We start from the raw sequence: 24,892 nt of genomic DNA on the forward strand, positions 1-24,892 counted from the left end.
TGGTGATGAGGAAAGAGCTAAAATTACCTATCAGGGGTTCATGCCACTTTCTCCTCAAGATATCGCTGAGAGGGTCGCATTTTGCACGACTTGGCCTGCCCACGTGGATGTACGAGAAATTAAAATTTATCCTACTGCGCAAACAGCTGTGCACATGGTGAATCGGAGTGAATAATGAAAATTGTGAATATAGCTGCTTATAAATTTATCACTTTAAGAAAAGAACTATTGTCGGATTTGCAAAAAGTGCTGCGAGATAAAGGAAAGGCATGTCGATTGAAAGGTACAATTTTATTAAGTTGTGAAGGGATTAACCTCATGTTGGCCGGGGAGCCCGAAGCTATTTCAGCCTTTCAAACATTTTTAGAGGATTTCCCTGAATTTAACGATTTATTTTATAAAGAAAGTTCTTCTTCAACATATCCTTTTAAAAAATTTATCGTTCGGATTAAAGAAGAAATTATCACGATGCGTTACCCCCATATTAATCCTGCAAAAGAAACGGCTTCGCATATTTCCCCTGAAACGCTTCAGCGCTGGTATCAAGAAAACCGTGATATGGTAATTCTCGATACACGTAACGATTTTGAAGTGACTATGGGAACCTTCACTAACACTATTGATCTTAATCTTCGATCATTTAGCGATTTTCCTCGGGCTATTGATAAACTGGCAGAGTCCTTGAAAGAAAAACCCGTTGTGACTTTCTGCACGGGAGGGATTCGTTGCGAAAAAGCAACTGCGGTGATGTTAAAGAAAGGATTTAAAAAAGTTTATCAACTGGATGGGGGCATCCTCAATTATTTTGAGAAATGCGGTGGAGCTTTTTTTAAAGGGAAATGTTTTGTTTTCGATGACCGAATTTCTATTGAAGCCTCATAATAATTAGATCTAGGTCCGAATCACTACACAATACCCATTGCAACAATACCAAGTGAAGTGGCGAGTACTTTTTGATAGCGCTTTAAAGAGTCACGTGGGGGATGAAAATGCTCATAGCCTCCATGAAGCGTGCCAATGTAAAAGAAGCTGCCGGCAGCAAAGGCGCTAAATAAGCTCGTGATAATAGCGGCCGTTTGCGTTTGAAGAAATGATTCAATAAAAGCAGCCACGATGATTCCAAACAGAGTCACGAAAGTAAAAGCCCATAAAATTACTTTAATTTCGTTTTCTTTTTTAATACCCCGATGTAGTCCTATCATTAAAGCAAAGCTTTCGAACCCTTTGTGAGCAAGAATAGCGATTAATAGAATCGAAACAATGCTGGCTGAATCGGAAATGCCGAGTGCGGCTCCAGCAATGAAAGCATGAACCGACAAAATTCCTGTTAACATCCAAGCACTTGCCGTACACATTTGCTCGGCGGAAATAATTTGACGTTGTTTTTCTCGCAGTATAATTGAACGCTCAAGGCTAAACAGTAGTAAAAATACACACCCCATAAGCACAATAACCAGCACATAGGAGCTCAACGCACTGAGTTTGTTCGATAGCCTCTGAACGGCGTCAGGGAATAAATGAAAAACGGCCGCCCCTAGAAAGATACCATCAGCAAAAGCATCACCCATTGATAATAAATGTTGATAACGGCGAATAAAATGTAAGGATGCAAAACCTGCCGTTAGGGTAACGATAGCAATGATAAGAGCGCTTAACCCCTTATAAGCAAATAATAACACACTAACTCTCCTAGCAGAAATACATTGGAACTGCTACATTAAACTCTACTTGTTTCAATAAATAGGTTAATTATGAATCTAGATTATTTAGATTTTGAACAACCCATTGCAGAGCTTCAGGAAAAAATTGACGAACTCCGTCGAGTGGGTAACAGCCAAGAGTTCAATCTTAGAGAAGAAGTGGCTAAGTTGGAAGAAAAAAATGTTCAATTGACGCGCCAAATCTTTTCTGATTTAAAAGCATACCAAATTGTGCAATTGGCGCGGCATCCTTTGCGCCCGCATACTGTCGATTATCTTCAGCGGATGTTTTTATATTTCAATGAGTTACACGGTGATCGCCATTACGATGACGATACTGGCATCATTGGAGGATTAGCTCGTTTAGATAATGAACCGGTTATGGTAATTGGCCAGGAAAAAGGTCGGACTACTAAGGAAAAAATCTCTCGCAATTTTGGTATGGCAAAGCCCGAAGGATTTAGAAAAGCGCTTCGGTTAATGAAACTTGCTGAACGATTTTCAATTCCGGTCATCACGTTGATTGATACGCCGGGTGCTTATCCCGGGGTGGGTGCTGAAGAACGCAATCAAAGTGAGGCCATCGCCCGAAATCTTTATGAAATGTCACAATTAAAAACTCCGATTATCTGTACCGTAATTGGGGAGGGTTGTTCCGGGGGCGCATTAGCTATTGGAGTAGGAGATCGTACTTTAATGTTGCAATATGCCTATTATTCCGTAATTTCGCCCGAAGGTTGCGCTTCTATTTTATGGAAGAGCGCTGAAAAAGCAGGTGAAGCTGCCGAAGCGCTAGGGCTAACTGCAGAACGACTCAACGAATTAGGCTTGATTGATGAAGTAGTGAAAGAACCGCTCGGGGGAGCGCACCGCGATGTCGACGCTATGCCAGCGAAACTCAAAAAACGCCTACAGTTAAATTTGTCTACCTTGCAGTCCAAACCTATGGATACTCTTTTGGAAGAACGTTATCGTCGGTGGTTAAGTTACGGCAAGGATTGAACGCGTGTTTACGCCAGAAAAACTTTCCGCGGTGTTAACTACCCTCACGAGCTATTCCCGTTTTTACATCGCCTATAGTGGGGGCCTGGATTCTCATGTCCTTTTACATGCAATGAGCGAATGTCTTAAAAAAAATCCGCTTTTGTACATTCAGGCTGTGCATATTAATCATGGACTTAATCCAAAGGCTGATCAGTGGGAGCAACACTGTCAACATATCTGTGAGAAATTAAAAGTACATTTTCAGGCGGAACGGTTAAGACTAACAATTCGTCCAGGCGATAGCATTGAAGCGGTTGCCCGAAAAGCCCGTTACGAAATATTTCGCCGTATTATTCGCGAGGATGAAAATATTTTAACAGCCCACACCCAAAATGACCAAACGGAAACTTTTTTATTGCAGTTAATGCGTGGCTCCGGTGTCAAAGGATTAAGCGCTATGCCAATGAAAAAGAAATTAGGTTCCGGACACTTATTGCGTCCGCTATTAAATTTTAATCGCTATGAATTAAAAGTTTATGCTGAAAAAAATCATTTGCATTGGATTGAAGATGATATGAATCTAGAATTGCGCTTTAATCGCAATTATCTACGCCACGAAGTATTACCTGTTTTACAGCGGCGGTGGCCGGAGGTGTTTGCCATTGTTTCACGGTCAGCAAGCCATTGTGCTGAAGCCGCTATTTTGCTTGATTTATTAGCGGATAATGATTTGCAAGCTATGCAAACAGGCTCGAAATTGGCAATTAAACCCCTTTTGCAATTAATGCCTGAGCGACAGCGAAATATTTTGCGACGGTGGATTTCTCGTGAGGGATTTCTTGCACCTCAAACCAAGCAATTAGAGCAGATGCGAAAAGACGTATTGGAGGCAAAAGAAGATGCAAATCCCATTTTTACTTATGGTGACGTAGAAGTTCGTCGATATGGAAATGAGCTGTATTTATCAGCTTTTTCACCGCTCTACGATACCAGCTTAATTATCCCTTGGGACTTTCAGGGCTGTTTGGCCCTTCCTAATAATTTAGGTATTTTGCAAGCAGTAAAACGAAAGGGTAAGGGAATTAAGACTGCACTTAATCTGTGTAGGTTAACAGTACGTTTTCGCCAAGGGGGAGAACGATGCCGAACAGTAGGGCGAAAAGAAAGTCATTCATTAAAAAAATTAATGCAAGAATGGAGAATCCCAGTTTGGCAACGCGATTCCATACCGTTAATTTATTGTAATGAAACATTAGTAGCTGTTGTGGGTTATTGTATTTGTGAGGGATTTGTTGCAAAAAGCTCAGAATGGGGGTGGGTTATTAATTTCGAGACAGGTAGATTAAAATAAATTTTATTTTACGTTTGAAGGAGTTATGAAATACCGATTGATTATTAAAATATGCATTGTGCTAGTTGCGTAGCTAGTATCGAAACTGCATTAAAAGACGTCATTGGTGTAAGATCCGTTGCGGTAAATTTTGCTACGAAACAAGCCGAAATTGAAAGGGATATATCGATCCGCAAAAATTAATTGAGGTAGTGAAAAAACAAGGATATGAGGCGTATTTTGACGTCGATGAGGGAGATTCACATACTGACGAATTTCAAAATTATTTCTGTAATTTAATCAAAAAAGCCTTTGTGGCAGCTATTGTAGGATTTCCTTTGATGATTAATAAATTTTGGCAATGGCTTCCATCCATAAATCAATCATGCATTCAATGGCTGTGGGTTATGGCTGTGGGTTATTATTATTAGATTCTTTGGTTTCTTTGTTCTTTATTCTTGGTGGCCATTGGATGAACACCTGCGTAGTTAGGCCGGGCAAAAAAGTCCCTGTGGACGGAAAATTATTGAAGGGAGTTCCCTAATTGATGAGTCATGGAAAAATTCTCGGTCTTCTCACTATTGCTCACTATTGCTCACTATTGCTCACTATTGCTCACTATTGCTCATCCAATTAAATCAGATTCTAAAAGAGTACTCGCCAGATTACGACAAATGGTATTAAAAATTATCATTTTTACTGGAGATAATCCAATTACGGCAAATGCTGTAGCTCAAGCAGTCGGGATTCAAGAAGTGATTGCTGAAGTACTTCCAGAAGATAAAGCGGAAAAAGTCAAAGAATTGCAACAAGAGGGGAAAAAGTTGCGATGGTTACTAATGGAATTAATGATGTGCCTGCATTGGCTACAGCCGACGTTGGTTTTGCCATTGAAGCGGGGACGGATGTAGTAATTGAAAGTTCTGATATTACCTTAATTAGTATTACCTTAATTAGTAGTGGATCCCTCCTAGGGGTTGTTAATGCCATTGCAATTTCTAAGGCGACATTACGCAACATTAAACAAAATTTATTTGGTGCATTTGTTTACAATACACTCAGAATTTCTATTGCGTCAGGCATTTTTTATACACTTGTGGGGCTATTATTAAGCCTATTATAGCGGATATAGCCATGTCATTATCTTCCGTGACTGTAGTAGCTAATGCCAATCGTTTTCGTTTTTTCGAAAAATAGGAAAAAATATGAGTTATTTATTTTTTTTTAATTTATCTGGAATTATTTTGATTATCTTTGTTATTTGGTGGTTTTAATTGATTCATAGGGGCAACAATATGAAGAAGACACTATTTACATGGCAGTCAAAAGTTCGCGATTATGAGCTAGATAGTCAAGGAATTGTTAACCACGCCATTTTTCTCCATTACTTTAAGTAATGTCGTAATGATTATGTGCGTTCAGTGGGTATTGATTTTTATAAATTCCATTTAAAAGGCTATGATTTAGTAGTGGTTGGGCTAGAAATCCGTTATTAAGTTAAAAGCAGAAGACAAATTTTATGTCACTGCTGAAATAGGGACTTACAATGAAAAAAGATTACAAATCGTACAAGAAATAAGAAATTTAGAAGATAAAAAATTAGTGGAAAGCGCATCTATTTCTATCGCTTGTGTGGATCAAAAAACAGGAAAAGCCTGTATGCCTAACATTTTAAAACAGCAACTTTCTCCTCAGAAATATAAGGACTTTTAAAATTTCTCTAACGATTGCGACTAATAAGAGCCTCGCTGTGTTTATGTGAGTATGCTACTATCCACGCATTGAAAAATGACAAAGCTGATGACCACAATTCCTCAAAAATTCATTCGTAATTTCTCGATTATCGCGCACATCGATCATGGTAAATCAACCTTGGCCGATCGATTTATTCAGCTTTGTGGCGGATTGACGGACCGTGAGATGAAAGCCCAAGTTCTTGATTCAATGGATATTGAACGGGAGCGGGGAATCACGATTAAGGCCCAGAGAGTCACTTTGGCCTACCAATCCCAAGATGGACATACCTATCAACTAAATTTTATTGATACTCCGGGGCATCTGGACTTTGCTTATGAGGTGTCTCGATCATTAGCGGCTTGTGAAGGCGCTTTATTAGTGGTAGATGCTGCCCAAGGCGTAGAAGCACAAACGGTAGCGACTTATTCTACGGCTATCAAACAAGGACTCGTGGTATTGCCGGTGTTGAATAAAATTGATCTACCACAAGCAAATCCTGAGCGTGCTATTCAGGAAATTGAAGATGTTATTGGCATTGAGGCACATGACGCCATTTGGGTAAGTGCTAAAGAAGGTATTGGAGTAAAAGAGCTGTTAGAGCAACTTATCGTCACCATTCCTCCACCAGTTGGTGATCCCGAAATGCCATTACAAGCTTTGATTATTGATTCCTGGTTTGACAGCTATTTGGGAGTGGTTTCTTTAGTGCGAGTCAAAGCAGGTACTTTGCGAAAGGGAGATAAGATTAAAGTGATGTCGACGGGTAAAGATTACTATGTCGATCAGGTTGGTCATTTCACACCAAAACGCCAAGCATTAGAAGCCTTAAGCGCTGGTAGGGTAGGTTTTGTGGTCGCTGGGATTAAAGACATTTTTGGTGCTCCCATAGGGGATACCTTGACGCACGCTAAAGAGTCTGCCAAAGTACCTTTGCCTGGCTTTCAGAAAGTTAAGTCTCAAGTTTTTGCCGGTTTATTTCCCATTGACTCAGATCAGTATGAAGCATTTCGAGAAGCGCTTGCTAAATTGCGTTTGAATGATGCGGCTTTATTTTATGAATCGGAATCTTCAGATGCCTTGGGATTTGGATTTCGTTGCGGTTTTCTAGGGATGCTCCATATGGAAATTGTCCAGGAACGTTTAGAGCGCGAATATAATCTTGAATTAATTACCACAGCACCCACGGTGAATTATCAAGTTGTGACGAAGCAAAATGAGATTTTATATGTCGATAATCCCAGTCAATTACCCGAAGTTAGTAAAATTGTTGAAATTCGTGAACCTATTGCTGTGGCAAATATATTGGTACCGCCTGAATTTTTAGGTGCGGTAATTAGATTGTCCGTAGAGAAACGGGGAGTCCAAAAAAAACTATTGTATCTAAGTAACCAAGTATCAATGACTTATGAAATCCCCTTGAGCGAGGTGGTATTGGATTTCTTTGATCGCTTAAAGTCTGTGAGTCGGGGGTACGCTTCGTTGGATTGCAGTTTCAACCACTTCCAAAAGGCGGATCTAGTAAAATTAGACATCTTGATCGGTGGTAAAACTGTGGATGCCTTAGCGACTATTGTGCATAAGGATCAAGCCTATTCACTAGGACGTGAATTGACAAAGCGATTAAAAGATTTAATTCCGCGACAAATGTTTGAGGTGGCTATTCAGGCAGCAATCGGTGCTAAAATAATTGCGCGTACCTCTGTGAAGGCGCTTCGCAAAAACGTGACAGCTAAATGTTATGGAGGAGACGTAACACGAAAACGAAAATTATTGGAAAAACAGAAAGCCGGTAAAAAACGTATGAAACAAGTAGGTAAAGTAGCTATTCCTCAAGAAGCATTTTTAGCTGTTTTAAGACTGAAAAATGATACTTAATTTTGCTTTTTATTTAACCATTGCGGTACTACTGACTGGAATAATTTTTCTTGTAGATTGGCTTTTCATTAAAAAACGCCGGCCCTCAAAAACCAAAGCTTCTTTTCTTTTTGAATACAGCAAAGCTTTTTCCCCCGTTTTGTTAATTGTTTGGATAGTCCGATCTTTTATCATTCAACCTTATCGCGTATCCACAGGTTCATTAGAACCCACTGTTATGCCGGGTGATTTCGTAACGGTGGAACAATTTGCTTATGGACTTCGTTTTCCCGTGATTAACAAAAAAATCTTACTTATTGGTGAGATAAAACGAGGTCAAATCGTTTTATTTCCCTGGTCTGAAAATCTCACAATTGTTTTTGTTAAGCGTGTTATTGGATTGCCCGGTGAACATATCATTCATAAAAACAAGGAACTTTATATTAATGGCAAAAAACAAAAGCAAAAATTCTTCTATGCCGCGAATGATACAAATTCATGGAGATATCAGCGACTCGTATATGTAAAAGAAGAAGATCTTAACGGCATTAAATATAAAATTTATGTGCAACCAGCTGGTGGAGAAACCGAAAATTACGATTTAGTCATTCCTCTGAGACATTATTTTATGATGGGTGACAACCGAGATAACAGTGATGACAGCCGTCAATGGAGGTTTGTTCCAGAAAAAATTTAATTGATAAGGCGTTTGGAATTTGGCTCAGTTGGGATTCCTTAAATAAATCCATTCGGTGGGTGGGGACACGTATTAGAAATGGGTTGCAATAAGCAATTTTGCTTTTATTTCTAGGAAAAATTGCATGAGTAAGCTTGATGAGTTGATGCAACATTTAGGACATCAATTTAATAATATTGGACTTTTACGAACGGCATTAAGTCACCGTAGTGTGGGGGCTCACAATAACGAACGCTTAGAATTTTTAGGAGATTCTGTTTTGGGATTTATTATTGCATCGGAATTGTATCAGCGTCATCCCCAAGCTCGGGAAGGAGAATTGAGTCGAATGCGTGCTTCTGTTGTTAACGGCGAAGTGTTATCACAATTATCGATATATTTAGGGATAAGTGACAATTTACGCTTGGGGGCGGGTGAACGTAAAAGTGGAGGGACGCGACCATCAATTTTGGCAGATGCTTTGGAGGCGGTAGTTGGTGCCATTTATCTTGATGCTGGATTAGAAAAATGCCGTCGTTGCTTGTTACATTGGTATGGCAAGCGGGTGGATGACTTATCCAAATTAACTCCCCAAAAAGATCCTAAATCTCGCCTGCAAGAATGGTTACAAGCTCGCAAACTATCCTTTCCCGTTTATGAAGTGCAGGTTAGCGGAGAAGCGCACGCTCAAACCTTTACGGCCATTTGTCATGTTCAGGGCCTGCCGTATAAAACAGAAGGTATCAGTACCACACGCCGACGAGCAGAACAAATTACTGCTTTACGTTTTCTGGAATTGGTAGATGAATAAGAATGTTACTTATTGCGGTTATGCTGCTATTATTGGTCGGCCTAATGTGGGTAAATCCTCATTACTCAACCAAATTTTAGGCTACAAATTAAGTATTACCTCGCGAAAGCCTCAAACCACTCGATATCGAATCCTAGGTGTTAAAACCTTTAAAAATATTCAAGTTATTTATGTTGATACGCCAGGTTTACATTCAGATACTCCTCGAATGATAAACCGTTATATGAATCGTATTGCCCGGCAAGCGTTGCAGGACGTTGACCTCATTCTTTTTGTTATTGAGCCTCATTGGGATGAACGCGATACTTGGGTTTTAAAACAGCTTCAAAATATTGAGACGCCGGTTTTTCTGATTATTAATAAAACAGATCAAATCAAGGCCCATTCAGAATTATTGCCTTTAATTGAAAAAGTTTCTTCCTTGTATTTGTTTAAAGAAATTATTCCTCTTTCTGCAAAAACTGACGATCAAATAGGAGTTTTGGAGCAAAAAATTAATGATCAAATGCCGGAATCACCCTTTTATTTTCCACCTGAACAAGTTACCGATCGTAGTGATCAGTTCCTGGCAGCTGAAATAATTCGTGAAAAACTCATTCGGTCATTGGGTCAAGAAATTCCTTATTCGTTGGCGGTTACGCTGGTAATGTTCCAACGGGAAGAAAAAATTCTTCGTATTTCAGCTACAATTTGGATAGAACGAAAAGGACAAAAGGAAATTGTGATAGGGAAAAACGGAGAGCGACTTAAAAAAATTGGCACAACCGTGCGTATTGATATAGAAAGATTATTCAACCAAAAAGTTTTTCTACAATTATGGGTTAAAGTCAAAAGTGGTTGGTCTGATAGTGAGCGTCTATTAAAAGAGCTGGGGTTTGAGGAATGATACATCGAATTGTTTTGGAGCCTGCTTTTATCCTGCATCGACGGCCATACAGCAATACAAGTTTAATCCTTGAATTGTTAACACTAAATTACGGTCGAATTTCTGCTCTTGCGCGAAGTGCCCGCGGGCTAAAATCACGCTATAAAGGTAAATTAGAATTATTTTTTCCTTTGCTTGTTTCATGGTCGGGACGAAGAGATTTAAAATTTTTAGGTGATTCGGAATTGAATGGAATGCCTTATCTTTTAGAAGGTGAATCTTTATTATGCGGTTTTTATTTAAATGAATTGGTATTGCGTTTATTACACCCGGACGATCCGGATTATTATTTATTTCCCCATTATCAAAATGCATTGGATCAATTATCGAAGGGTCACATAGAAGCTTCTTTACGAAGTTTTGAGAAACGGTTGTTAGAGGAACTGGGGTACGGTCTGCCTTTAGGATACGATGTCAAAAGAAATGCGCCATTCGAAGAGGATCAATTTTATCAATATATCCCTGAGCGAGGATTTTTACTCTGTGAAAAGAGTGGAGAATTAAATGTGTTTTCAGGAAAAAGTTTACTTGCCTTACGAGAAGAGGTATTCTCCAATGTGGAACTGCTTAAAGAAATAAAGCGCCTGATGCGATTGGCTCTAGGAAGATTACTTGGAAAAATCCCCCTTAAAACTCGGGAATTATTACGATAAAGGAGTATATTGATTTAAAAGGAGATGCTATGGTTCTTTTAGGTATAAATATCGATCACGTGGCCACATTGCGCCAATCGCGTAAAACTCACTACCCGGATCCGGTTGAAGCAGCTTTAATTGCAGTTGAAGCAGGCGCTGATACCATTACTATACATTTGCGGGAAGATCGACGTCATATTCAAGATGATGATGTGCGTAATTTGAAAAGACAATTGACAGTACCGTTGAATTTAGAAATGGCAGCAGCTGAAGTTATTATGCGATTTGCTGAAGAAGTTAAACCCGAGCACTGCTGTATAGTTCCCGAAAAACGAGAGGAATTAACGACAGAAGGTGGTTTAGAAGTTGCTGCCCAAAAAAAGAGTATAAAAGAAGCTTGTTCTCGTCTTGCGAATGCGGGTATCGAAGTTTCTTTATTTGTTGATCCTGATGAAAAACAAATCGATGCTGCGAAAGTTTGTGGAGCTCCTATCATTGAAATACACACAGGTCATTATGCCGATGCTAAGACTGATTACGATCAAAAACAAGAATTAGAACGCATTACTTCTGCAGCTCATTATGCTCATACTTTAGGTCTAATGGTAAATGCTGGTCATGGTTTAACAATCCATAATGCTCAACCCATTGCAGCTATTCCGGTAGTTAATGAAATGAACATTGGTCATAGTATTATTTCGCGCGCTGTTTTGATTGGTTTAGCTGAGGCTGTTAAAGAAATGAAGACATTGATCATTGCTGCAAGATAGCAAATTTGTTAATTATGGAACTTAAGTGGATTAGTATCGTTAAGCAGCCGATCAATTGTAATCCTTATTTTTAATTTAATTTAAAAGAAGATAGTTTCCAATACACCATCGGAAAAATAACGAAGAGCGCTTCCATTCTCATGCCAGGCCCTTAGTACAACGCGTTTGGCGGGTTTTTTATTTATTAAGAAATCATGGATAGCTGGGCGATGAGTGTGTCCGTGAATTAGTAATTCCACGTTCTTTTGATGCATAACACGCAGGACTTCCTCTAATGTCACGTCGGTAATTTCATTAGATAAATGGCGATTACGATTGCGACTTTTTTCACGTAATTTTTCGGCTAGTTTTCGACGAAGTGTTAGAGGAAGTGATAGCATTAATTTTTGTATCCATCGATTAGTGATTTTTCGTCGGTAAGCTTGGTGTTTGTGATCTAAAGTGCAAAGACTATCGCCGTGCATTAGTAAAACGGGTTTACCGTATAAGAAAATAACTGCAGGGTCCTCTAGGACAATCACTCCTGCATTTTTCGTGAATTTTTCTCCTATCAAAAAATCGCGATTTCCCCGTATGAAATAAATTGGTGTTCCATTTTTAACAAGAGAACGAAGTGTCAAAATAATTTTCTGGTTAAAATCAGTTTTGTCATCATCTCCTATCCAAGCTTCAAAGAAATCACCAAGAATGTAAAGTGCATCAGCCTTTGGTGCTTGGTTTTCCATGAATTGAAGAAAGAGTGCCACGACATCGGAAGCTGATTCTTTTAAATGAAGATCAGAAATAAATAAAGTGTATGATTTCATGGCCGTATTTTTCAGTGATTACTATTTCGCCTGAGGCCTTGCAGCCTGTTCTTATAATCGCAGCTTATCATAGGATCTACCCATTAAAAATCTTATTCGGATTGGATAGAAAGCGACATTGTCAACGAAATTTTCGTGTAAGCCTGTTTGTCTCGCGCCAACGTTGGAAAGCTAATTAAAAATTGTCATACTAGTGTGTTTTTGAGGAAGAGTCTAATGATTAAAAGCCGTTTTTGCCCTAGCCCTACTGGCCTTATGCACCTTGGGAATGCTCGTACAGCGCTCTTCAATTTTTTATTTGCAGAAAATAAAGAAGGAGTGTTTTTGCTCCGGATTGAAGACAGCGATGTTGAGCGCTCAAAGAAGCTGTTTGAACAAAGCCTTCAAGAAGACTTGTTGTGGATGGGGTTGGAATGGCAAGAAGGCCCGACCAAAGATAAAGGGAAGGGTCCATACCATCAGTCTAAACGGCAAGCTATTTATGACGATTATTATCAACGTCTAGAAGAAGCATGGTATGTTTATCCCTGTTTTTGTAGTGAAGAACAATTGAAGATCTCCCGTAAAATCCAAAGATCGGCCGGAAAACCACCTCGTTATGCTGGAACATGCCGTTCTCTGTCTTCAGAAGAAATAGAAAAAAAATTGACTGAAGGATTAAAGCCTACTTTGCGTTTCCGGGTACCCGATGATGAAGTTGTTAGTTTTACTGACCTCGTGCGAGGTGAACAGCGCTTTCAAACTAGCGACATCGGAGATTTCATTATTCGCCGAGCCAATGGCACCTCGTCTTTCATGTTTTGTAACGCCATCGATGATGCCTTAATGGAAGTCACTCACGTCTTGCGTGGTGAAGATCATTTAACAAATACACCCAGACAATTGTTAATTTTGCAGGCTTTAGGATTAGCTATTCCCGCTTACGGCCATATTGCTTTAATAACAGGGCCTGACGGCAGCCCTTTATCTAAACGCCACGGCAGTCGTGGTATTAAAGAATTGCGTGAAATGGGTTATTTAGCGGAAGCAGTAACGAATTATTTAGCGCGTTTGTGCCTTTATTATGAAAGCGATGAACTCTTATCTTTAATCGATTTAGCTAAAGGATTTAATATTAAATCGCTTAGTAAATCGCCTGCTAAGTTTAATGCTCAACAATTAGATTATTGGCAAAAAAAAGCCATAGAAGGTTTAGCAGGGGATCGCTTTTGGCAATGGATGGGCGAAGAATTAAAATCAAAAATTCCTCATGATAAACTCAATTTATTCTTAGAAACGGTAAAGCCTAATATAATGTTTCCTCAGGATATCCATTATTGGGTGGATGTTTGTTTTGAAGATAATTTCTCCCTACCATTTACTCCAAAAGAATTACGACACCAAACAGAAGGTAATTATTTCGAAGTAGCTTTAGAAGGATTTAAAAAATTTGATAAAGACTTGAAATCTATTATAGATTATATAAAAGAACGTTTAACTCTCAAAGGAAAAACGTTATACCGTCCTTTGCGTATCGCTTTAACAGGGGTAGAACACGGTCCTGAGCTTGCTAATTTAATTTTATTGATGGATGACAAAATTATATATAAGCGATTACATGAGGTTGACAGTGAAAATTTTTAACAGTCTTACCAAAAAAAAAGAACCGCTTAAGCTGATTGAAGCAGGGAAAGTAAAGCTTTATGTATGCGGAATTACTGTTTACGACTATAGCCATATAGGTCATGCTCGCTCATTAATTACTTTCGACATGGTCGTTCGCTATTTACGCATGCGTGGTTACGAAGTTACTTTCATTCGCAATATCACCGATGTCGATGATAAAATAATTAAACGAGCTCAAGAAAATAAAGAAAAGCCAGAAGCTTTAGCAGAACGGTTTATCCAAATTTTGCATGAAGATGAAAAGTCCTTGGACGTTTTAGCGCCTGATATTGAACCCCGAGCGACACTATATATTCCAGAAATTATCAAACTTATAGAAAAATTAATTGATAAACAACATGCCTATATTGGAGAAAATGGAGATGTTTACTTTGATGTTCGCAGCTTTAGCGAATACGGTAAATTATCGCACCGCAATCTTGATGAACTCCACCCTGGAGCGCGAGTAGAAATCAGCGAGAGTAAGCGCAATCCATTAGATTTTGTTCTGTGGAAACGAGCTAAGCTTGGAAAGGCCCAATGGAAATCACCCTGGGGAGAAGGTCGACCCGGCTGGCACATCGAATGTTCTGCAATGTCGAGTAGCCTTTTAGGGCAACCTTTTGATATTCATGGGGGAGGATTAGATCTTAAATTTCCTCATCATGAAAATGAAATCGCGCAATCGGAAGCGGCTGAAGAGAAGAAGTTTGTAAATTTGTGGATGCACACGGGACTTTTGGAAATTAACAAAGAAAAAATGTCAAAATCGCTAGGGAATATTATTTCAATTCGAGAAGTGCTAGAAACGAACGATCCAGAAGTATTGCGGTACTTCCTATTGTCAGGCCATTACCGAAGTCCCTTAAGTTATTCTAAAGAAAATTTAGGTAATAGTCATACGGCTTTAGAGCGATTTTATTTGGCAATGCGAGGCTTACCCATTACGGAGGATATAGAAACTTCTGAATATACCGAACGGTTTTGCGAAGCTATGGATGATGATTTTAATACACCAATTGCTTTTGCTATTTTATTTGAAATGATTCGAGAAATTAATCGGCTTCGGGATGCTAACCAAATAGAAAAAGCTAGAAAATTGGTAACCGAATTAAAATATTTAGGCAACGTCTTTGGTTTGTTGAATCATTCTCCTGAGCAATTTTTGCAAGGTACTAAGACCCCATCTGAAATTGAAAAAATTGAGGTACTTATCGCGACCCGTAACGAGGCGCGTCGAAATAAGGATTGGAAAGTTTCTGATGATATTCGTGACCAGTTGGTTAATCTTGGTATTATGATTGAAGATTCGCTTGAAGGCACTTCCTGGCGCAAAGAGAACTAGCAGAAATACCTAACAAATACAGTCTCTCTTGACAAAAAAGCTTTTTGCCTACTAATAAAGTCATGAGCTGTTTCCAAGCCGATTCAATTAATCCTTCCGGGAGCTTTTATCAGGTGGAAGAGTGGTAGTTTAGTGCCCATGCAGTCACACCAAGAGAAATTAAACTATTTGCGAAATATTTCAAATTCCTATGCCAAAAAAGTTAGCTTCGAGAGAATTCATCTCGGCTCATATTCCTTAAAAATGAATGTATTGATTCCATCAAAATTTATTTAACCCAATTAATTTCTACTTCTCTTGAAATCACATATTCTTATCTCATTCTTGCTTCCATCTATATTAACCGATATCTTCGATAAAGAAAAAAAGAGTTAAAAGGAGAGTAGAAAAATTGTCTTGAGAAGCAGCAAGTTTTCAATCCTATCGTGGAAATTTTTTGGCTTATTTTCAAAATAGCTGTTATGTTTACTCAAAAATTTCTGGAAGATATCATTCTAACTAATGCTGCTTTTGCCCGTCTCGTTAATGTTAAAACTTTTCATTTAAATAAATTGGAAAAAAAATTCTTAAACATCGTTAATTTTAATTTTTGGATTACTCCACATGAGTATCAAGATATCGCCCATAAATTGGAGTCTTATTCTTCTTATTTTCGAGGAAGTGCCCGTCTTACAAACGAACAAGTAGACGGTTTCGCTGACTTTCTTCTTTTCCATCGTGAGAAAGATAGGCGTCCCTAGCCTTTTATTTAACGGGTGATAGTCGTTGCATTCATTGGTCACTTTGCTGCCCCTGTAATGAGCGAGAACTTATGTCCTTGTGCGAGTATCTAAACTGACTCGTTCGATGGCTTGAGCTTATGGATTCCCAAGTTATTTATTATTTAATTTATATTCGTCGGTTAATTAAATACGCCTCAAAAAGATTCTATTTATATTCATTCTTTAATCGTCCATCGATTATTTATTATTACTCTCTTATTACTCTCTTATTACTCTCTTATTACTCTCTTATTACTCTCTTTCTGGTCGATCGATTTTTTGAAAAGCAACCGCGAGATAGAGAATTTTTTGCGTGGGCCTGTGGACTTCCAGTTGATGAATTAGAGTTCCTGGCAAGTAAGTTTTTTTTAAATATAAGACTCCATTTAAATGTGCTTTCTGAAGAATATGAAAAGACTCGGGAAGAAATCTATTTCTACGAACAAATCTACCAGTTTAACAGATCAACATCGCTCCAATCCTCTTCTTGCCGGTCGGATTTTTGGAATCCTCTAAAATCTAGAAAAACTATGCCCCAATCATCACCTAGTGGAGGAAAACGCAAGACTTCCTTCCACTCCTTCAGGTTAAAGATTAATCCTGATATTGTTTTGTACAATACGTTTCTTTAATTACAAAACCACCAATTATAAAAGCCAATAAAAATAAAATAGGAATTATTGTTAGAGCAATTTGATAAGCCTGGATGCTATAGACAGGCACCGCATTTATCATCTGCCCATCCCACAATTTATCCAGTAATAATCCTACAAAGGGCTGTAACACCACGCCAGCAAAAATGATTCCCATATTGGTGAAACCTGAGGCTGTTCCTATAGCTTGTGGTCGATTATTATCAATTACTAAACCGAATGCGATCGCCTGGCTGGAAGAAGCCGCACCAAATAACAAAAGACAAACACTCAGTGCTATTTCAGACAATGTGGGGACGTATAAAATTAAACAAGTGCTAATAAAACCGAGAGATGCGGCCGTAATGATTGGCAGACGGCGGCGCTTGATAAAATTGGTCCACCAACCAAAAATAGGACCACTGATGGCAATGCCAATCCAAATCAGAGAGAGCAGACCGGTAGCACGGACATTAGAAAAATGATGCGAGCTGGTGAGAAATAAAGCACCCCATGATGTAGCAAACAGCGCTACTGGACCCCAGATAGCAAAACCAAAGAAAGCAATCCACCAGGATTGAGAGCGCTTGAAGACATCGCGTAGATAGAATTTATTTTCTTTAGGGATAAATTTCGCATCTTGAATCAATTCAGGCTCTTTAGGTTTATCGCGGATAACAAACCAATTTAGAATTGTCAGGAGGAAGCCCACTGAAGCGATCAAATAAGAAGTGTTTTGCCATCCATAAGTTGCCGTTAAATGAGCGACAGGAGCCGACCCAATAATAGCTCCCGCACACCCCAAAACTTGAACGAGACTTGCGTAGAGAGCAAAACGTTGGGAACCTAACCAATAAGCTCCTACCCACAGCGCGCCTAGATAAGCCACAGAAGCAGTGAGACCCATAATGATTCTTGTAACGACCGCAATAGGAAAATACGTTGTAAATCCAAAGACGGCAGTTGCCACGCCGCAGATAAGAAGACCAAAAGAAAGCAAGCGTCGGGCGCCGAGTTTGTCGCACATCATGCCCACAGGAATTTGCATCACAGCATAACCATAAAAAAAACCACTGAATAAAATACTTAATTCACTCGCTTGAATTTTAAATGATCTTAGTAAATCGTGCGCCATCGCCATCGGCATTACGCGAACTAAAAAGTCATAAGCGTAAAAGGAAGAAGCTACAATTCCGATGATAAAGGAAATCAACGAAAGATAGAGTTTCGAATGCCTTGCGTTTGTTTCCATAATTACTCTCTGTCTAGTATTTATACATTTGTATTTATTCACGATGCTCCCACTTCAAAATCACTACCTCCAGTGTATTAGCAAACGCTGCGGGACCAGTTTTATTTTTGTGCTCCTTGGGAAAGGGATGCCATAATATCGGATATAATAAATAGAGAAAAGATTCATAGTGCGCCGTTATAAATGGTGTTTCATTCGTTGGTTTTTGATATTGATACTGATTTTTGGATTTGGTAGAAATATTATTGCGCAAAACGTGCCAACTAAGCTAGCAATTTTAATTGAAATCAAAGGAAGCATCAGGCCTGACACCCAAGATTTTTTTCGCACGTGGTTTAAAAAAGCACAAGAAGAATAAGCACAAGTTGTTATTCTCCAATTGGATACTCTGGGAGGATTAGCAACAGTCATGCGTGGTATCATAAAGAAGGATATTCTTGCATTTCCCCATACCGATTATTGGATATGTACCTACACCCCGCCCAGTGGCGCTCATACTACTAGTCCAGGTACCTACATTTTATATGCTATCCATATTGCTGTTATGGCGCCCGGAACTAATTTAGGTGTGGCAACACCCGTGGCTGTGGACACCCCTGGCGGCGCTGAACCTCCAAAAGAAGAGCAAAAAGATAAAAAACTGAATCAAAGAAATCGCCCTCTGAATTAAAAGCCGTTAGTGATGCCCAGAGCTTATATTCGCAGCCTAGGGCAATTCCGCGGTCGCAACGTGGAGTAGGCAGAAAAAGCAGTGGTCGAGGCCGAAAGTCTTTCTGCTGAAGAAGCACTCAAAATTAATGTTATTAACATTGTAGCACCCAATATTTCAAATTTATTAGAGCAAGTGGATGGAATGAAAACTAATTTGCAAGGCGTAATATAAAAAATAATTAATACTAAAAATTTTACTAAAAATTTTCGCGTAGAAAAAAATAGAGGTTAACTAGCGAACCCGATTTTTGGCAGTCATTACGGATCCGAGTGTGGCCTATATTTTGTTCATGATTGGTTTTTATAGAATATTTTTTAAATTTTTAAGTTCAGGATTTGTGGTTTGTGGCGTTGTGGGGGCGATTTCATTTGTACTTAATTATCACATATAGCCATTGTTACACTTGGCTTTTTTCTTTTGGTTTTTAAATCTCGCGTTTTGTTTCCAACGAAGGCCCATCGTTATTTAAAGACGCGACGAAGTCATCGTGGAGCGTTTGGAAGGATTAATTTGTTTGGTCAAGCCTCTGGAGAAAAATCAACGATAATAGTTGCAATTGTAATTGTGGCTTTAGTCTTATTGTTATTATTTTCAGCCATATTTTTAAAGAATATGAACGGGGAGTTATTTTTACCTTATGGACGTTTTTGGAAAGTCAAAGGCTTTGGTTTAATTATTGTAGTGCCTATTATTCAGAAAATTGTGCGTACCCATCTACGAACAGTGGTAATGGATGTGCCGAGTCAAGATGTGATTTCTCGTGACAATGTGTCCGTCCGAGTTAACGCGGTTGTTTATTTTCGAGTGATTGATCCTGAGCGAGCAATCATTCAGGTCAAAAAATATTACGAAGCCACCAGTCAATTAGCACAAACTACGTTGCGTTCGGTATTGGGGAATACTAATTAGATGAAATGTTGGCGAAACGAGAAAAATTAAACAAAGATATTCAGGAAATTCTGGATGGAGAAACCGATGCGTGGGGGATTGGGGGATTAGGGTTTCGAATGTAGTAAGCATGTCAATCTTAGAAGAAAGTATGGTCCGCGCCATCGAGCGACAAGCTGAGGCTGAGCAAGAAAGGCCAGCAAAAGTAATTAACATCGAAGGAGAATTCCAAGCTGCACAACGTTTAAAAGAAGTAACTGAGATTTTAGTCCAACAACCTCAATCTTTACAATTACGTTACATGCAAACCCTGATGGATTTGGCTAGCGATAGGACTTCGACTATTGTATTTCAAATGCCGATTAATCTTCTGAAAACAATTTAGAAATAATAGGTAAATTAAACCTCAGTACATGACAATTTTTTATTATCAGAAATGGTAATTTTTAAATACTTAGTATCTCTCTAAGTAGTCTTTCCCACTTTCTCCGAAAAGATGCCCTTAATTAAATTAATCTTAAAAAAATATAATTTTCAACAAACAGAATTTTAATTCAATTTTTAAAAATCATTCGTTTATTAAAAAGTGTCGTCTGCTAATATTTTAAATCTAAATTGATAGAGATTTAACGAATTTATAACGATAACTATCTTATACTACCTAATTGTACCGTATTTACTATCCTACTATATATTTCTAATCTTTTCCCATGATTAAAAGATCGAGTTTCACGCTCCTAAGTTCTGACTACGTAAGTTATTTTAAGTAGAATTATATTTGGATTTTTATTTTTAGAAATCAAGCAAGCTCAATATCTTCGCCATACCTGCTACTATGCTAGAGTTACTCTTCAATTGTAATCGATGTTAGAGTGCTTACGTTCAAATTATTCATTGGAAGTTTGGAATAGCAAAAATCATCAGATTCTATTGGAAAGTAATGGAGATTACTATTGCCAGCATCGTCTGTGCAAGATCCAAATACATTGGTTAGAAAAGAAAATTCAATTTTTATCATTGATGGTAGCTTTATAAAAAGAATCAAAGGTTTTAGCTTAATAGAGTTATTAATTGAAAGTTTTCTAGGCACATTACTTCTATTTGATTTAGTTAAATTACATTCCAGGTTCCGTAGTTGTATGCGTTGGAAATCAGATTTAGTGAAATTACAAGAAGAAGGTCAATTTTCTAGTTATTTATTAACTCAGCGTATTCAGGAAGCAGGGAATATTGGTGTGAGTAGGAAGGATTTTCTCGGAAGCAAGATAAAATTTGAGGTTACGATACGCAACATTTACCTGATACTATCCAAGGAAAAACTGCTTCTAACTCTAATATAATTATGCTAGGAAAATGTATCCATTATCGAAATAAATGGCAATTTTTAAAAACAGTCTACTTTATTTCTGATACTAACCGAAAAGATAAAAGAAAACGTATTTATCCATTATACCGAAAACCCTTGCCGTATAAGCGGCAGGAGTTAGTTAGTAATATCGACCAATTGAAAATTGAGTATGTATGTTACTTTTTGTTAAAATATAATTCTATAATTCATTATCTTATAGTAGTCCAAGTTAAGAATTGGAAAGAAATCAAAAGTGTTAAATTAGTACTGTTATTTTTCTCACCGTAAAAGTTCACAAAGGAATAGCACTTCTATGTAACGTTACGAGAAGTAAATGAAATATAAGTCACAAGAGGGGATCGCTTTAATTAGGGTACTTCTCTTTCTTTTTATAATGAGTCTGTTATTAACAACCTATCTGGAATGCATATGATTGAAATTAAGATAAGCAGAAATAGGTATGATAGAATCGTGGAATTTCAATCAACTGAGGTCGGGGCTAATAGCCGGAAGCTACTATCCTCTTAAAAATTGTTTCATTAGCGATTCTGAAGGTTAGAGTCCATTATCATGTTTAGTTATTAAACGTGGATGCTTTCAGGAAAAAACGTTATCGGATTTTTGCCAAAAAAATATTTTATCATACTAGTGTGAGTTTAATGAGTGAATATGAACATCTGCTAAAAGTTGAAAAACCCATTTTTAAGAAACAGCTAATTGATTGTCGCGTTTTCTGGAAAAATATTATGAGATAAAATTATTAAAATATTTACAAGGATAATCTCATGTTAGAAATAATAAATCGACTTTTGGGTAGTGTTGGTAATCAAAAAAGATCAAGCATTAGATTTTCTTCAGATACCTCATATTTAATATGTTTTATTAGAAATTCTAACGCTGCCTTCATAAGTTTTATGAGTAATCCATTCTTATGGACAATGATGATTACAGTAATGATCACAAGGCCCTTGTAGAATAAAATTAAATGGACTTTTATTCCATTGATGAAATCGTTCAGGTCGAAAAATATTGGGATCCTTCCATATGCAAGGAAAAAAGGATAAAATCTTCTTACTTCCTAGACAAAAAGATCAGAATAATTTTCGTTATCACTGTGTAATCTTGATAAACTATTAGAATATTGTTGAAGAACGTAGTCTACAAAAACAATATAATAGAAATAGAGATGGTATGTCTTAGCAAGTTAATTAATTCGACAGCAGAAATTCTTGGATTGAGTAGATGATTATTGAGGTTGCAGTGGTGCGCAATAATATAATTGGGGCTTTAAAGCGGAACATTCAAAAGACCGATTCGTATTTTTTCAATGACTTTCTTAATTTTTTTATCAATTTTTTTTAGTGTGAATCTTACATACCAATATTTTTGAGCTATAGAGCCTGCATAATCGAAGAGCGCCATTAATTCTCGAATCTGTTTGGATACTTCTTTTTTTGATAAGGGTAAGCTGACCCATGAATAGACAGGTTTAGTTAACAACTTTTGGATTTCTTTAATATAATACGATTTTATTTTTTGCATTCTATTTTAATATCTGATTTTAACATTCAGAAATAAAAATAATCTCTAGCTTTTTAATTTTCATATCAATCATAATTGATATGAAAATCTGTTTTCGATGCATATGCGCTTTCCTATCAAGGCCTTAGACACCTCCTTCTCCAAATAAGGACTTTTCAATCTAGCGTGGGGGTGATTTGTAGCATATGAATCTATTATTGTTACAGAATAATTTATCAGCTTCGCTACCCATCATGCAAATAGTGTTGTGAAATAGGATCCATTTTTTGAATAGGTCAGAAGAATATTTTTGACAACGTTGAGAAATAAATTCGTAAGGACAGATAAAAATGCTAACATTCTATCCAATCTATCTGATGGTATAATGGGTATTACCACTCCTTAATCATTAAAAAAAATTTATTAAATGCTAGCAGGAATTTTTTATTTGGCTATTGATAGTTGTTATTGTTTATTTTAGAATTCTTTAAAAGTTTTGAGAAAATTTTTATGTTTCGGTTCCAGTTCCATCTAATTCTTTTTTTTCAAAACTTAAACTACATTTAGGAAAAGTTTTTTTACTTCTTGAGTCGTATGATGTTCTACTTCTTTATTAAGCTTTAAAAATTTATCTTACCATTCTTCAAAATTTTTAGTCTTCTTAAGTTTTTTAATTATCTTCTCAGCCTCTTTTTCTTCCGAAATAAGGTATTTAACAATTTTTTAATCTTTTCTATCCTTTTAAGTTATGGATACTATACTTTTTGTTCTATGGTTTTATGACAAATAAGCAATTGAGAGAGATCTTGAAATATCTTCCTCTTGATTTCTTCTCGATGGGACTTGTCTTTAATCTCTTCGAAAAAATTACTAACTTTTTTATGTTCTTTGCTAAGAATGTCAATAACATTCATAATATAACCCTTCCTAATCCATTTTAAAATACTTTCCACATTAATATAATTATAAGTATAGTTTATAATTGAAATATTATTTTAAACTTAAACCTTGGTATCCTTTTAAAGCTTGAGATTTTGCTTGGCTATTAAAAATTATTGGAAGGGGATAGTCAACTCCCAAATGAATTTTAGATAATTGCATAATATTGAGGGGTATATTAGCAGGATAATGGATGTATTTGGTTGGCACATTAACGAGCTCTGGAAACTATTTTTTAATATAAATCTTCTCCAGATCAAATTTCTTGCTTTGTAAGATAAGATTAAAAAATTCGAAAATAAGATGCAGTATCTGGGCCTGAGCTAGCTATCCATTCCTATCCGAGAGCATTGTTAGCAACATCCGTGTCCAATAATGTATTCTAAAACAATTTCTCTCCCTCTCGCCAATCAATTAATAAATCTTTTACTAGAAAAGATGATACGATCATTCTTACACGATTGCGCATGTAACTTGTGTGCCACAATTCGCGCATTTCAGAATTGACTATAGGATAACCAGTCAACCCATTTTGCCAAGCTCTCAGTTAGCTTTTATTTTTTGCCATTTAAAATTTTTTTATTGATTTCAGGAAGATTCTATAATAAATGGTAAGCAAATTCATACCATATTAATTGACGCTGGAAGACGTCAGCAGACTGCCTCAGAGTTTTCTAATTTATGACAGCCTGATTTATCACAGCTAAAATTTGACAGGCGCTGATTTTTCCAAAATGGAGATAGGGAGAAAGCTGTGAAGTAGAGGGAATGTTAGGACGATTGCGTTGATTGGGATAATTTTGAGATTTTTTTTAATAAATCTTTTAAGCAAACTTGGGCATTTTTTCTCCAGGTTTCCATTAGTTGAAGCTCTGGCTCTAGTTTAGTTTTGTTGATAAAAGTTGCCAGTCTTCTAGTTTATCAGTTTCAAGATGTCTCATTTTGGATAAATTTGGAGGAACTTTTAATGGTTGTCTTGGAATTATTCAAACGCTAATTCAGTTATAATAAGGAGTAAATAATTTATAATAATTCCCTGATTTATTTTTAATCTTCTGTAGTTCTATGAGAAGGTTGGAATCAAAACTGCCTACTTCAATGGAAACAGTTCTAAATAAATTTTTTAAATGACTATCTAACTTTCTATAATAAGACTCATAAAAAGAATTCCAGTAAATTTTCTTTATTTGATATTTTTTAATAAGTTCCATTAGTATTTTTTCACTATTACCTCTTTTTAATATTAATGTTATCCCTTTATTTGTTAAAGATTTTTTTAAAGACACAATACTATGATACAACTACCAATGTTGCGCTTCGCCTATGGATTTAAGTTTATCGTCAAAAATGTATATTGAAATTAAATTACCACTCAACCTCGTTGCTTCTGTTAGAGCTACATTGTCTGACAGACGCAGGTCTTATCTAAACCAAAAAATCGTTATTACTACTATTTTCTTTCAGAGAATTTAATAGTATGAAATAATTAAGCTATTTAAAATTTATTGATTTATAAAATATATTGTAATTTCTTACGATATTCAATTAAAAATTAAAATAAATTAATATGTTCTAAAATTTTACATAAAATAGATTCTATATTCTTATTAATCCAAAAAATT

At 36.9% G+C, this 24,892-nt stretch carries 26 protein-coding genes and 2 pseudogenes; 21 read left to right on the top strand and 7 right to left on the bottom strand.

Annotated features, from left to right (window positions below; genetic code table 11):
• The first annotated feature begins 40 nt into the window (after positions 1–40).
• Complete coding sequence (locus tag CleRt_RS13045) at positions 41–175, top strand: hypothetical protein (protein WP_306686768.1); 135 nt, start codon at positions 41–43, stop codon at positions 173–175.
• Complete coding sequence (gene trhO, locus CleRt_RS01650; protein ID WP_048874949.1) at positions 175–882, top strand: oxygen-dependent tRNA uridine(34) hydroxylase TrhO; 708 nt, start codon at positions 175–177, stop codon at positions 880–882. The genes CleRt_RS13045 and trhO overlap by 1 nt, the downstream gene beginning before the upstream one ends.
• A gap of 23 nt (positions 883–905) precedes the next feature.
• Here the strand turns inward: trhO and CleRt_RS01655 are convergent, their stop codons facing one another.
• The gene (locus tag CleRt_RS01655; protein ID WP_048874950.1) at positions 906–1,679 is read right to left on the bottom strand and encodes a ZIP family metal transporter; all 774 of its coding nucleotides are present in this window, start codon (positions 1,677–1,679) and stop codon (positions 906–908) included.
• Between the two features lie 72 nt (positions 1,680–1,751).
• On the opposite strand from CleRt_RS01655, the gene CleRt_RS01660 reads away from it, so the two are divergent.
• The 11 genes from CleRt_RS01660 to pdxJ all read left to right on the top strand — a co-directional run bounded on the left by CleRt_RS01660 (position 1,752) and on the right by pdxJ (position 11,422).
• On the top strand, positions 1,752–2,702 hold the full coding sequence (locus tag CleRt_RS01660; RefSeq protein ID WP_048874951.1) for an acetyl-CoA carboxylase carboxyltransferase subunit alpha: 951 nt from the start codon (positions 1,752–1,754) through the stop codon (positions 2,700–2,702).
• 4 nt (positions 2,703–2,706) lie between these two features.
• Positions 2,707–4,035: a tRNA lysidine(34) synthetase TilS gene (gene tilS / locus CleRt_RS01665; protein WP_235379141.1), complete on the top strand. Its 1,329-nt coding sequence runs from the start codon at positions 2,707–2,709 to the stop codon at positions 4,033–4,035.
• A 51-nt stretch (positions 4,036–4,086) separates the two neighbouring features.
• On the top strand, positions 4,087–4,218 hold the full coding sequence (locus CleRt_RS11355; protein ID WP_235379142.1) for a cation transporter: 132 nt from the start codon (positions 4,087–4,089) through the stop codon (positions 4,216–4,218).
• Between the two features lie 8 nt (positions 4,219–4,226).
• Entirely contained in the window at positions 4,227–4,445 is a 219-nt protein-coding gene (locus CleRt_RS11360) for a hypothetical protein (protein WP_048874952.1), read from the top strand.
• Positions 4,446–4,568: 123 nt separating this feature from the next.
• Complete coding sequence (locus CleRt_RS11365) at positions 4,569–4,925, top strand: HAD family hydrolase (RefSeq protein WP_048874953.1); 357 nt, start codon at positions 4,569–4,571, stop codon at positions 4,923–4,925.
• 889 nt (positions 4,926–5,814) lie between these two features.
• Positions 5,815–7,626 carry a translation elongation factor 4 gene (lepA, locus tag CleRt_RS01680; RefSeq protein WP_048874954.1) on the top strand — a complete coding sequence of 604 codons (1,812 nt, stop codon included), beginning with the start codon at positions 5,815–5,817 and terminating at the stop codon, positions 7,624–7,626.
• Positions 7,616–8,302 carry a signal peptidase I gene (gene lepB, locus CleRt_RS01685; protein ID WP_235379144.1) on the top strand — a complete coding sequence of 229 codons (687 nt, stop codon included), beginning with the start codon at positions 7,616–7,618 and terminating at the stop codon, positions 8,300–8,302. The genes lepA and lepB overlap by 11 nt, the downstream gene beginning before the upstream one ends.
• Positions 8,303–8,426: 124 nt before the next feature.
• Positions 8,427–9,092, top strand: coding sequence for a ribonuclease III (gene rnc, locus CleRt_RS01690; RefSeq protein WP_048874955.1), 666 nt, complete (start codon positions 8,427–8,429; stop codon positions 9,090–9,092).
• Positions 9,085–9,978: a GTPase Era gene (gene era, locus CleRt_RS01695; RefSeq protein ID WP_048874956.1), complete on the top strand. Its 894-nt coding sequence runs from the start codon at positions 9,085–9,087 to the stop codon at positions 9,976–9,978. Before rnc ends, era begins: the two co-directional genes overlap by 8 nt.
• Positions 9,975–10,670 (top strand): DNA repair protein RecO, encoded by a 696-nt coding sequence (gene recO / locus CleRt_RS01700; RefSeq protein WP_048874957.1) that lies wholly within the window; start codon positions 9,975–9,977, stop codon positions 10,668–10,670. The genes era and recO overlap by 4 nt, the downstream gene beginning before the upstream one ends.
• 29 nt (positions 10,671–10,699) lie before the next feature.
• On the top strand, positions 10,700–11,422 hold the full coding sequence (pdxJ, locus tag CleRt_RS01705) for a pyridoxine 5'-phosphate synthase (RefSeq protein WP_048874958.1): 723 nt from the start codon (positions 10,700–10,702) through the stop codon (positions 11,420–11,422).
• Between the two features lie 80 nt (positions 11,423–11,502).
• Here pdxJ and CleRt_RS01710 read toward each other — a convergent pair whose 3' ends face one another.
• Complete coding sequence (locus CleRt_RS01710; protein WP_048874959.1) at positions 11,503–12,228, bottom strand: UDP-2,3-diacylglucosamine diphosphatase; 726 nt, start codon at positions 12,226–12,228, stop codon at positions 11,503–11,505.
• A 216-nt stretch (positions 12,229–12,444) separates the two neighbouring features.
• Here CleRt_RS01710 and gltX point away from each other — a divergent pair, with 216 nt between their 5' ends.
• The 3 genes from gltX (at position 12,445) to CleRt_RS01725 (ending at position 15,957) form a co-directional block, all read left to right on the top strand.
• Complete coding sequence (gene gltX / locus CleRt_RS01715) at positions 12,445–13,851, top strand: glutamate--tRNA ligase (RefSeq protein ID WP_048874960.1); 1,407 nt, start codon at positions 12,445–12,447, stop codon at positions 13,849–13,851.
• Positions 13,832–15,217 (top strand): cysteine--tRNA ligase, encoded by a 1,386-nt coding sequence (gene cysS, locus CleRt_RS01720; RefSeq protein ID WP_157870792.1) that lies wholly within the window; start codon positions 13,832–13,834, stop codon positions 15,215–15,217. Before gltX ends, cysS begins: the two co-directional genes overlap by 20 nt.
• A gap of 461 nt (positions 15,218–15,678) precedes the next feature.
• Entirely contained in the window at positions 15,679–15,957 is a 279-nt protein-coding gene (locus CleRt_RS01725; protein ID WP_157870793.1) for a cyclin, read from the top strand.
• A 615-nt stretch (positions 15,958–16,572) separates the two neighbouring features.
• Here the strand turns inward: CleRt_RS01725 and CleRt_RS01730 are convergent.
• Complete coding sequence (locus CleRt_RS01730) at positions 16,573–17,862, bottom strand: MFS transporter (protein WP_048874963.1); 1,290 nt, start codon at positions 17,860–17,862, stop codon at positions 16,573–16,575.
• A 409-nt stretch (positions 17,863–18,271) separates the two neighbouring features.
• Between CleRt_RS01730 and CleRt_RS11370 the strand changes: the two genes are divergently transcribed.
• The 5 genes and pseudogenes from CleRt_RS11370 to CleRt_RS08795 all read left to right on the top strand — a co-directional run bounded on the left by CleRt_RS11370 (position 18,272) and on the right by CleRt_RS08795 (position 20,802).
• The gene (locus tag CleRt_RS11370; protein WP_235379145.1) at positions 18,272–18,532 is read left to right on the top strand and encodes a Clp protease/crotonase-like domain-containing protein; all 261 of its coding nucleotides are present in this window, start codon (positions 18,272–18,274) and stop codon (positions 18,530–18,532) included.
• A gap of 81 nt (positions 18,533–18,613) precedes the next feature.
• Positions 18,614–18,745, top strand: a complete 132-nt coding sequence (locus CleRt_RS13050) for a Clp protease/crotonase-like domain-containing protein (RefSeq protein ID WP_306686770.1) — start codon at positions 18,614–18,616, stop codon at positions 18,743–18,745.
• A 118-nt stretch (positions 18,746–18,863) separates the two neighbouring features.
• Positions 18,864–18,965, top strand: coding sequence for a hypothetical protein (locus tag CleRt_RS14490; RefSeq protein WP_442778091.1), 102 nt, complete (start codon positions 18,864–18,866; stop codon positions 18,963–18,965).
• A gap of 152 nt (positions 18,966–19,117) precedes the next feature.
• A pseudogene (locus CleRt_RS01745) lies at positions 19,118–19,847 on the top strand (slipin family protein).
• A gap of 568 nt (positions 19,848–20,415) precedes the next feature.
• Complete coding sequence (locus tag CleRt_RS08795) at positions 20,416–20,802, top strand: PilW family protein (RefSeq protein ID WP_082160401.1); 387 nt, start codon at positions 20,416–20,418, stop codon at positions 20,800–20,802.
• A gap of 1,295 nt (positions 20,803–22,097) precedes the next feature.
• Here CleRt_RS08795 and CleRt_RS01755 read toward each other — a convergent pair.
• The 4 genes and pseudogenes from CleRt_RS01755 to CleRt_RS11385 form a co-directional block, all read right to left on the bottom strand.
• A complete protein-coding gene (locus CleRt_RS01755; RefSeq protein WP_048874966.1) occupies positions 22,098–22,352 on the bottom strand; it encodes a hypothetical protein in 255 nt (84 codons plus the stop codon).
• A gap of 969 nt (positions 22,353–23,321) precedes the next feature.
• Positions 23,322–23,480 carry an FAD-binding domain-containing protein gene (locus tag CleRt_RS13880; protein WP_235379146.1) on the bottom strand — a complete coding sequence of 53 codons (159 nt, stop codon included), beginning with the start codon at positions 23,478–23,480 and terminating at the stop codon, positions 23,322–23,324.
• Positions 23,481–23,652: 172 nt separating this feature from the next.
• Complete coding sequence (locus CleRt_RS11380; RefSeq protein WP_235379248.1) at positions 23,653–23,766, bottom strand: FAD-binding domain-containing protein; 114 nt, start codon at positions 23,764–23,766, stop codon at positions 23,653–23,655.
• A gap of 502 nt (positions 23,767–24,268) precedes the next feature.
• A pseudogene (locus CleRt_RS11385) lies at positions 24,269–24,646 on the bottom strand (deoxyribodipyrimidine photo-lyase).
• Between the last annotated feature and the right edge of the window lie 246 nt (positions 24,647–24,892).

This window comes from Candidatus Coxiella mudrowiae (assembly GCA_001077715.1).
GTDB lineage: Bacteria > Pseudomonadota > Gammaproteobacteria > Coxiellales > Coxiellaceae > Coxiella > Coxiella mudrowiae.

Bases quoted from the DNA above. Each gene is read 5' to 3' on its own strand.
- CleRt_RS13045 (WP_306686768.1), top strand. From the start codon at position 41: ATGCCACTTTCTCCTCAAGATATCGCTGAGAGGGTCGCATTTTGCACG.
- trhO (WP_048874949.1), top strand. From the start codon at position 175: ATGAAAATTGTGAATATAGCTGCTTATAAATTTATCACTTTAAGAAAA.
- CleRt_RS01660 (WP_048874951.1), top strand. From the start codon at position 1,752: ATGAATCTAGATTATTTAGATTTTGAACAACCCATTGCAGAGCTTCAG.
- CleRt_RS11355 (WP_235379142.1), top strand. From the start codon at position 4,087: ATGCATTGTGCTAGTTGCGTAGCTAGTATCGAAACTGCATTAAAAGAC.
- CleRt_RS11365 (WP_048874953.1), top strand. From the start codon at position 4,569: ATGGAAAAATTCTCGGTCTTCTCACTATTGCTCACTATTGCTCACTAT.
- lepA (WP_048874954.1), top strand. From the start codon at position 5,815: ATGACCACAATTCCTCAAAAATTCATTCGTAATTTCTCGATTATCGCG.
- lepB (WP_235379144.1), top strand. From the start codon at position 7,616: ATGATACTTAATTTTGCTTTTTATTTAACCATTGCGGTACTACTGACT.
- rnc (WP_048874955.1), top strand. From the start codon at position 8,427: ATGAGTAAGCTTGATGAGTTGATGCAACATTTAGGACATCAATTTAAT.
- era (WP_048874956.1), top strand. From the start codon at position 9,085: ATGAATAAGAATGTTACTTATTGCGGTTATGCTGCTATTATTGGTCGG.
- recO (WP_048874957.1), top strand. From the start codon at position 9,975: ATGATACATCGAATTGTTTTGGAGCCTGCTTTTATCCTGCATCGACGG.
- pdxJ (WP_048874958.1), top strand. From the start codon at position 10,700: ATGGTTCTTTTAGGTATAAATATCGATCACGTGGCCACATTGCGCCAA.
- CleRt_RS01710 (WP_048874959.1), bottom strand. From the start codon at position 12,228: ATGAAATCATACACTTTATTTATTTCTGATCTTCATTTAAAAGAATCA.
- gltX (WP_048874960.1), top strand. From the start codon at position 12,445: ATGATTAAAAGCCGTTTTTGCCCTAGCCCTACTGGCCTTATGCACCTT.
- CleRt_RS01725 (WP_157870793.1), top strand. From the start codon at position 15,679: ATGTTTACTCAAAAATTTCTGGAAGATATCATTCTAACTAATGCTGCT.
- CleRt_RS01730 (WP_048874963.1), bottom strand. From the start codon at position 17,862: ATGGAAACAAACGCAAGGCATTCGAAACTCTATCTTTCGTTGATTTCC.
- CleRt_RS11370 (WP_235379145.1), top strand. From the start codon at position 18,272: ATGCGTGGTATCATAAAGAAGGATATTCTTGCATTTCCCCATACCGAT.
- CleRt_RS14490 (WP_442778091.1), top strand. From the start codon at position 18,864: ATGATTGGTTTTTATAGAATATTTTTTAAATTTTTAAGTTCAGGATTT.
- CleRt_RS01755 (WP_048874966.1), bottom strand. From the start codon at position 22,352: ATGCAAAAAATAAAATCGTATTATATTAAAGAAATCCAAAAGTTGTTA.
- CleRt_RS11380 (WP_235379248.1), bottom strand. From the start codon at position 23,766: ATGCGCGAATTGTGGCACACAAGTTACATGCGCAATCGTGTAAGAATG.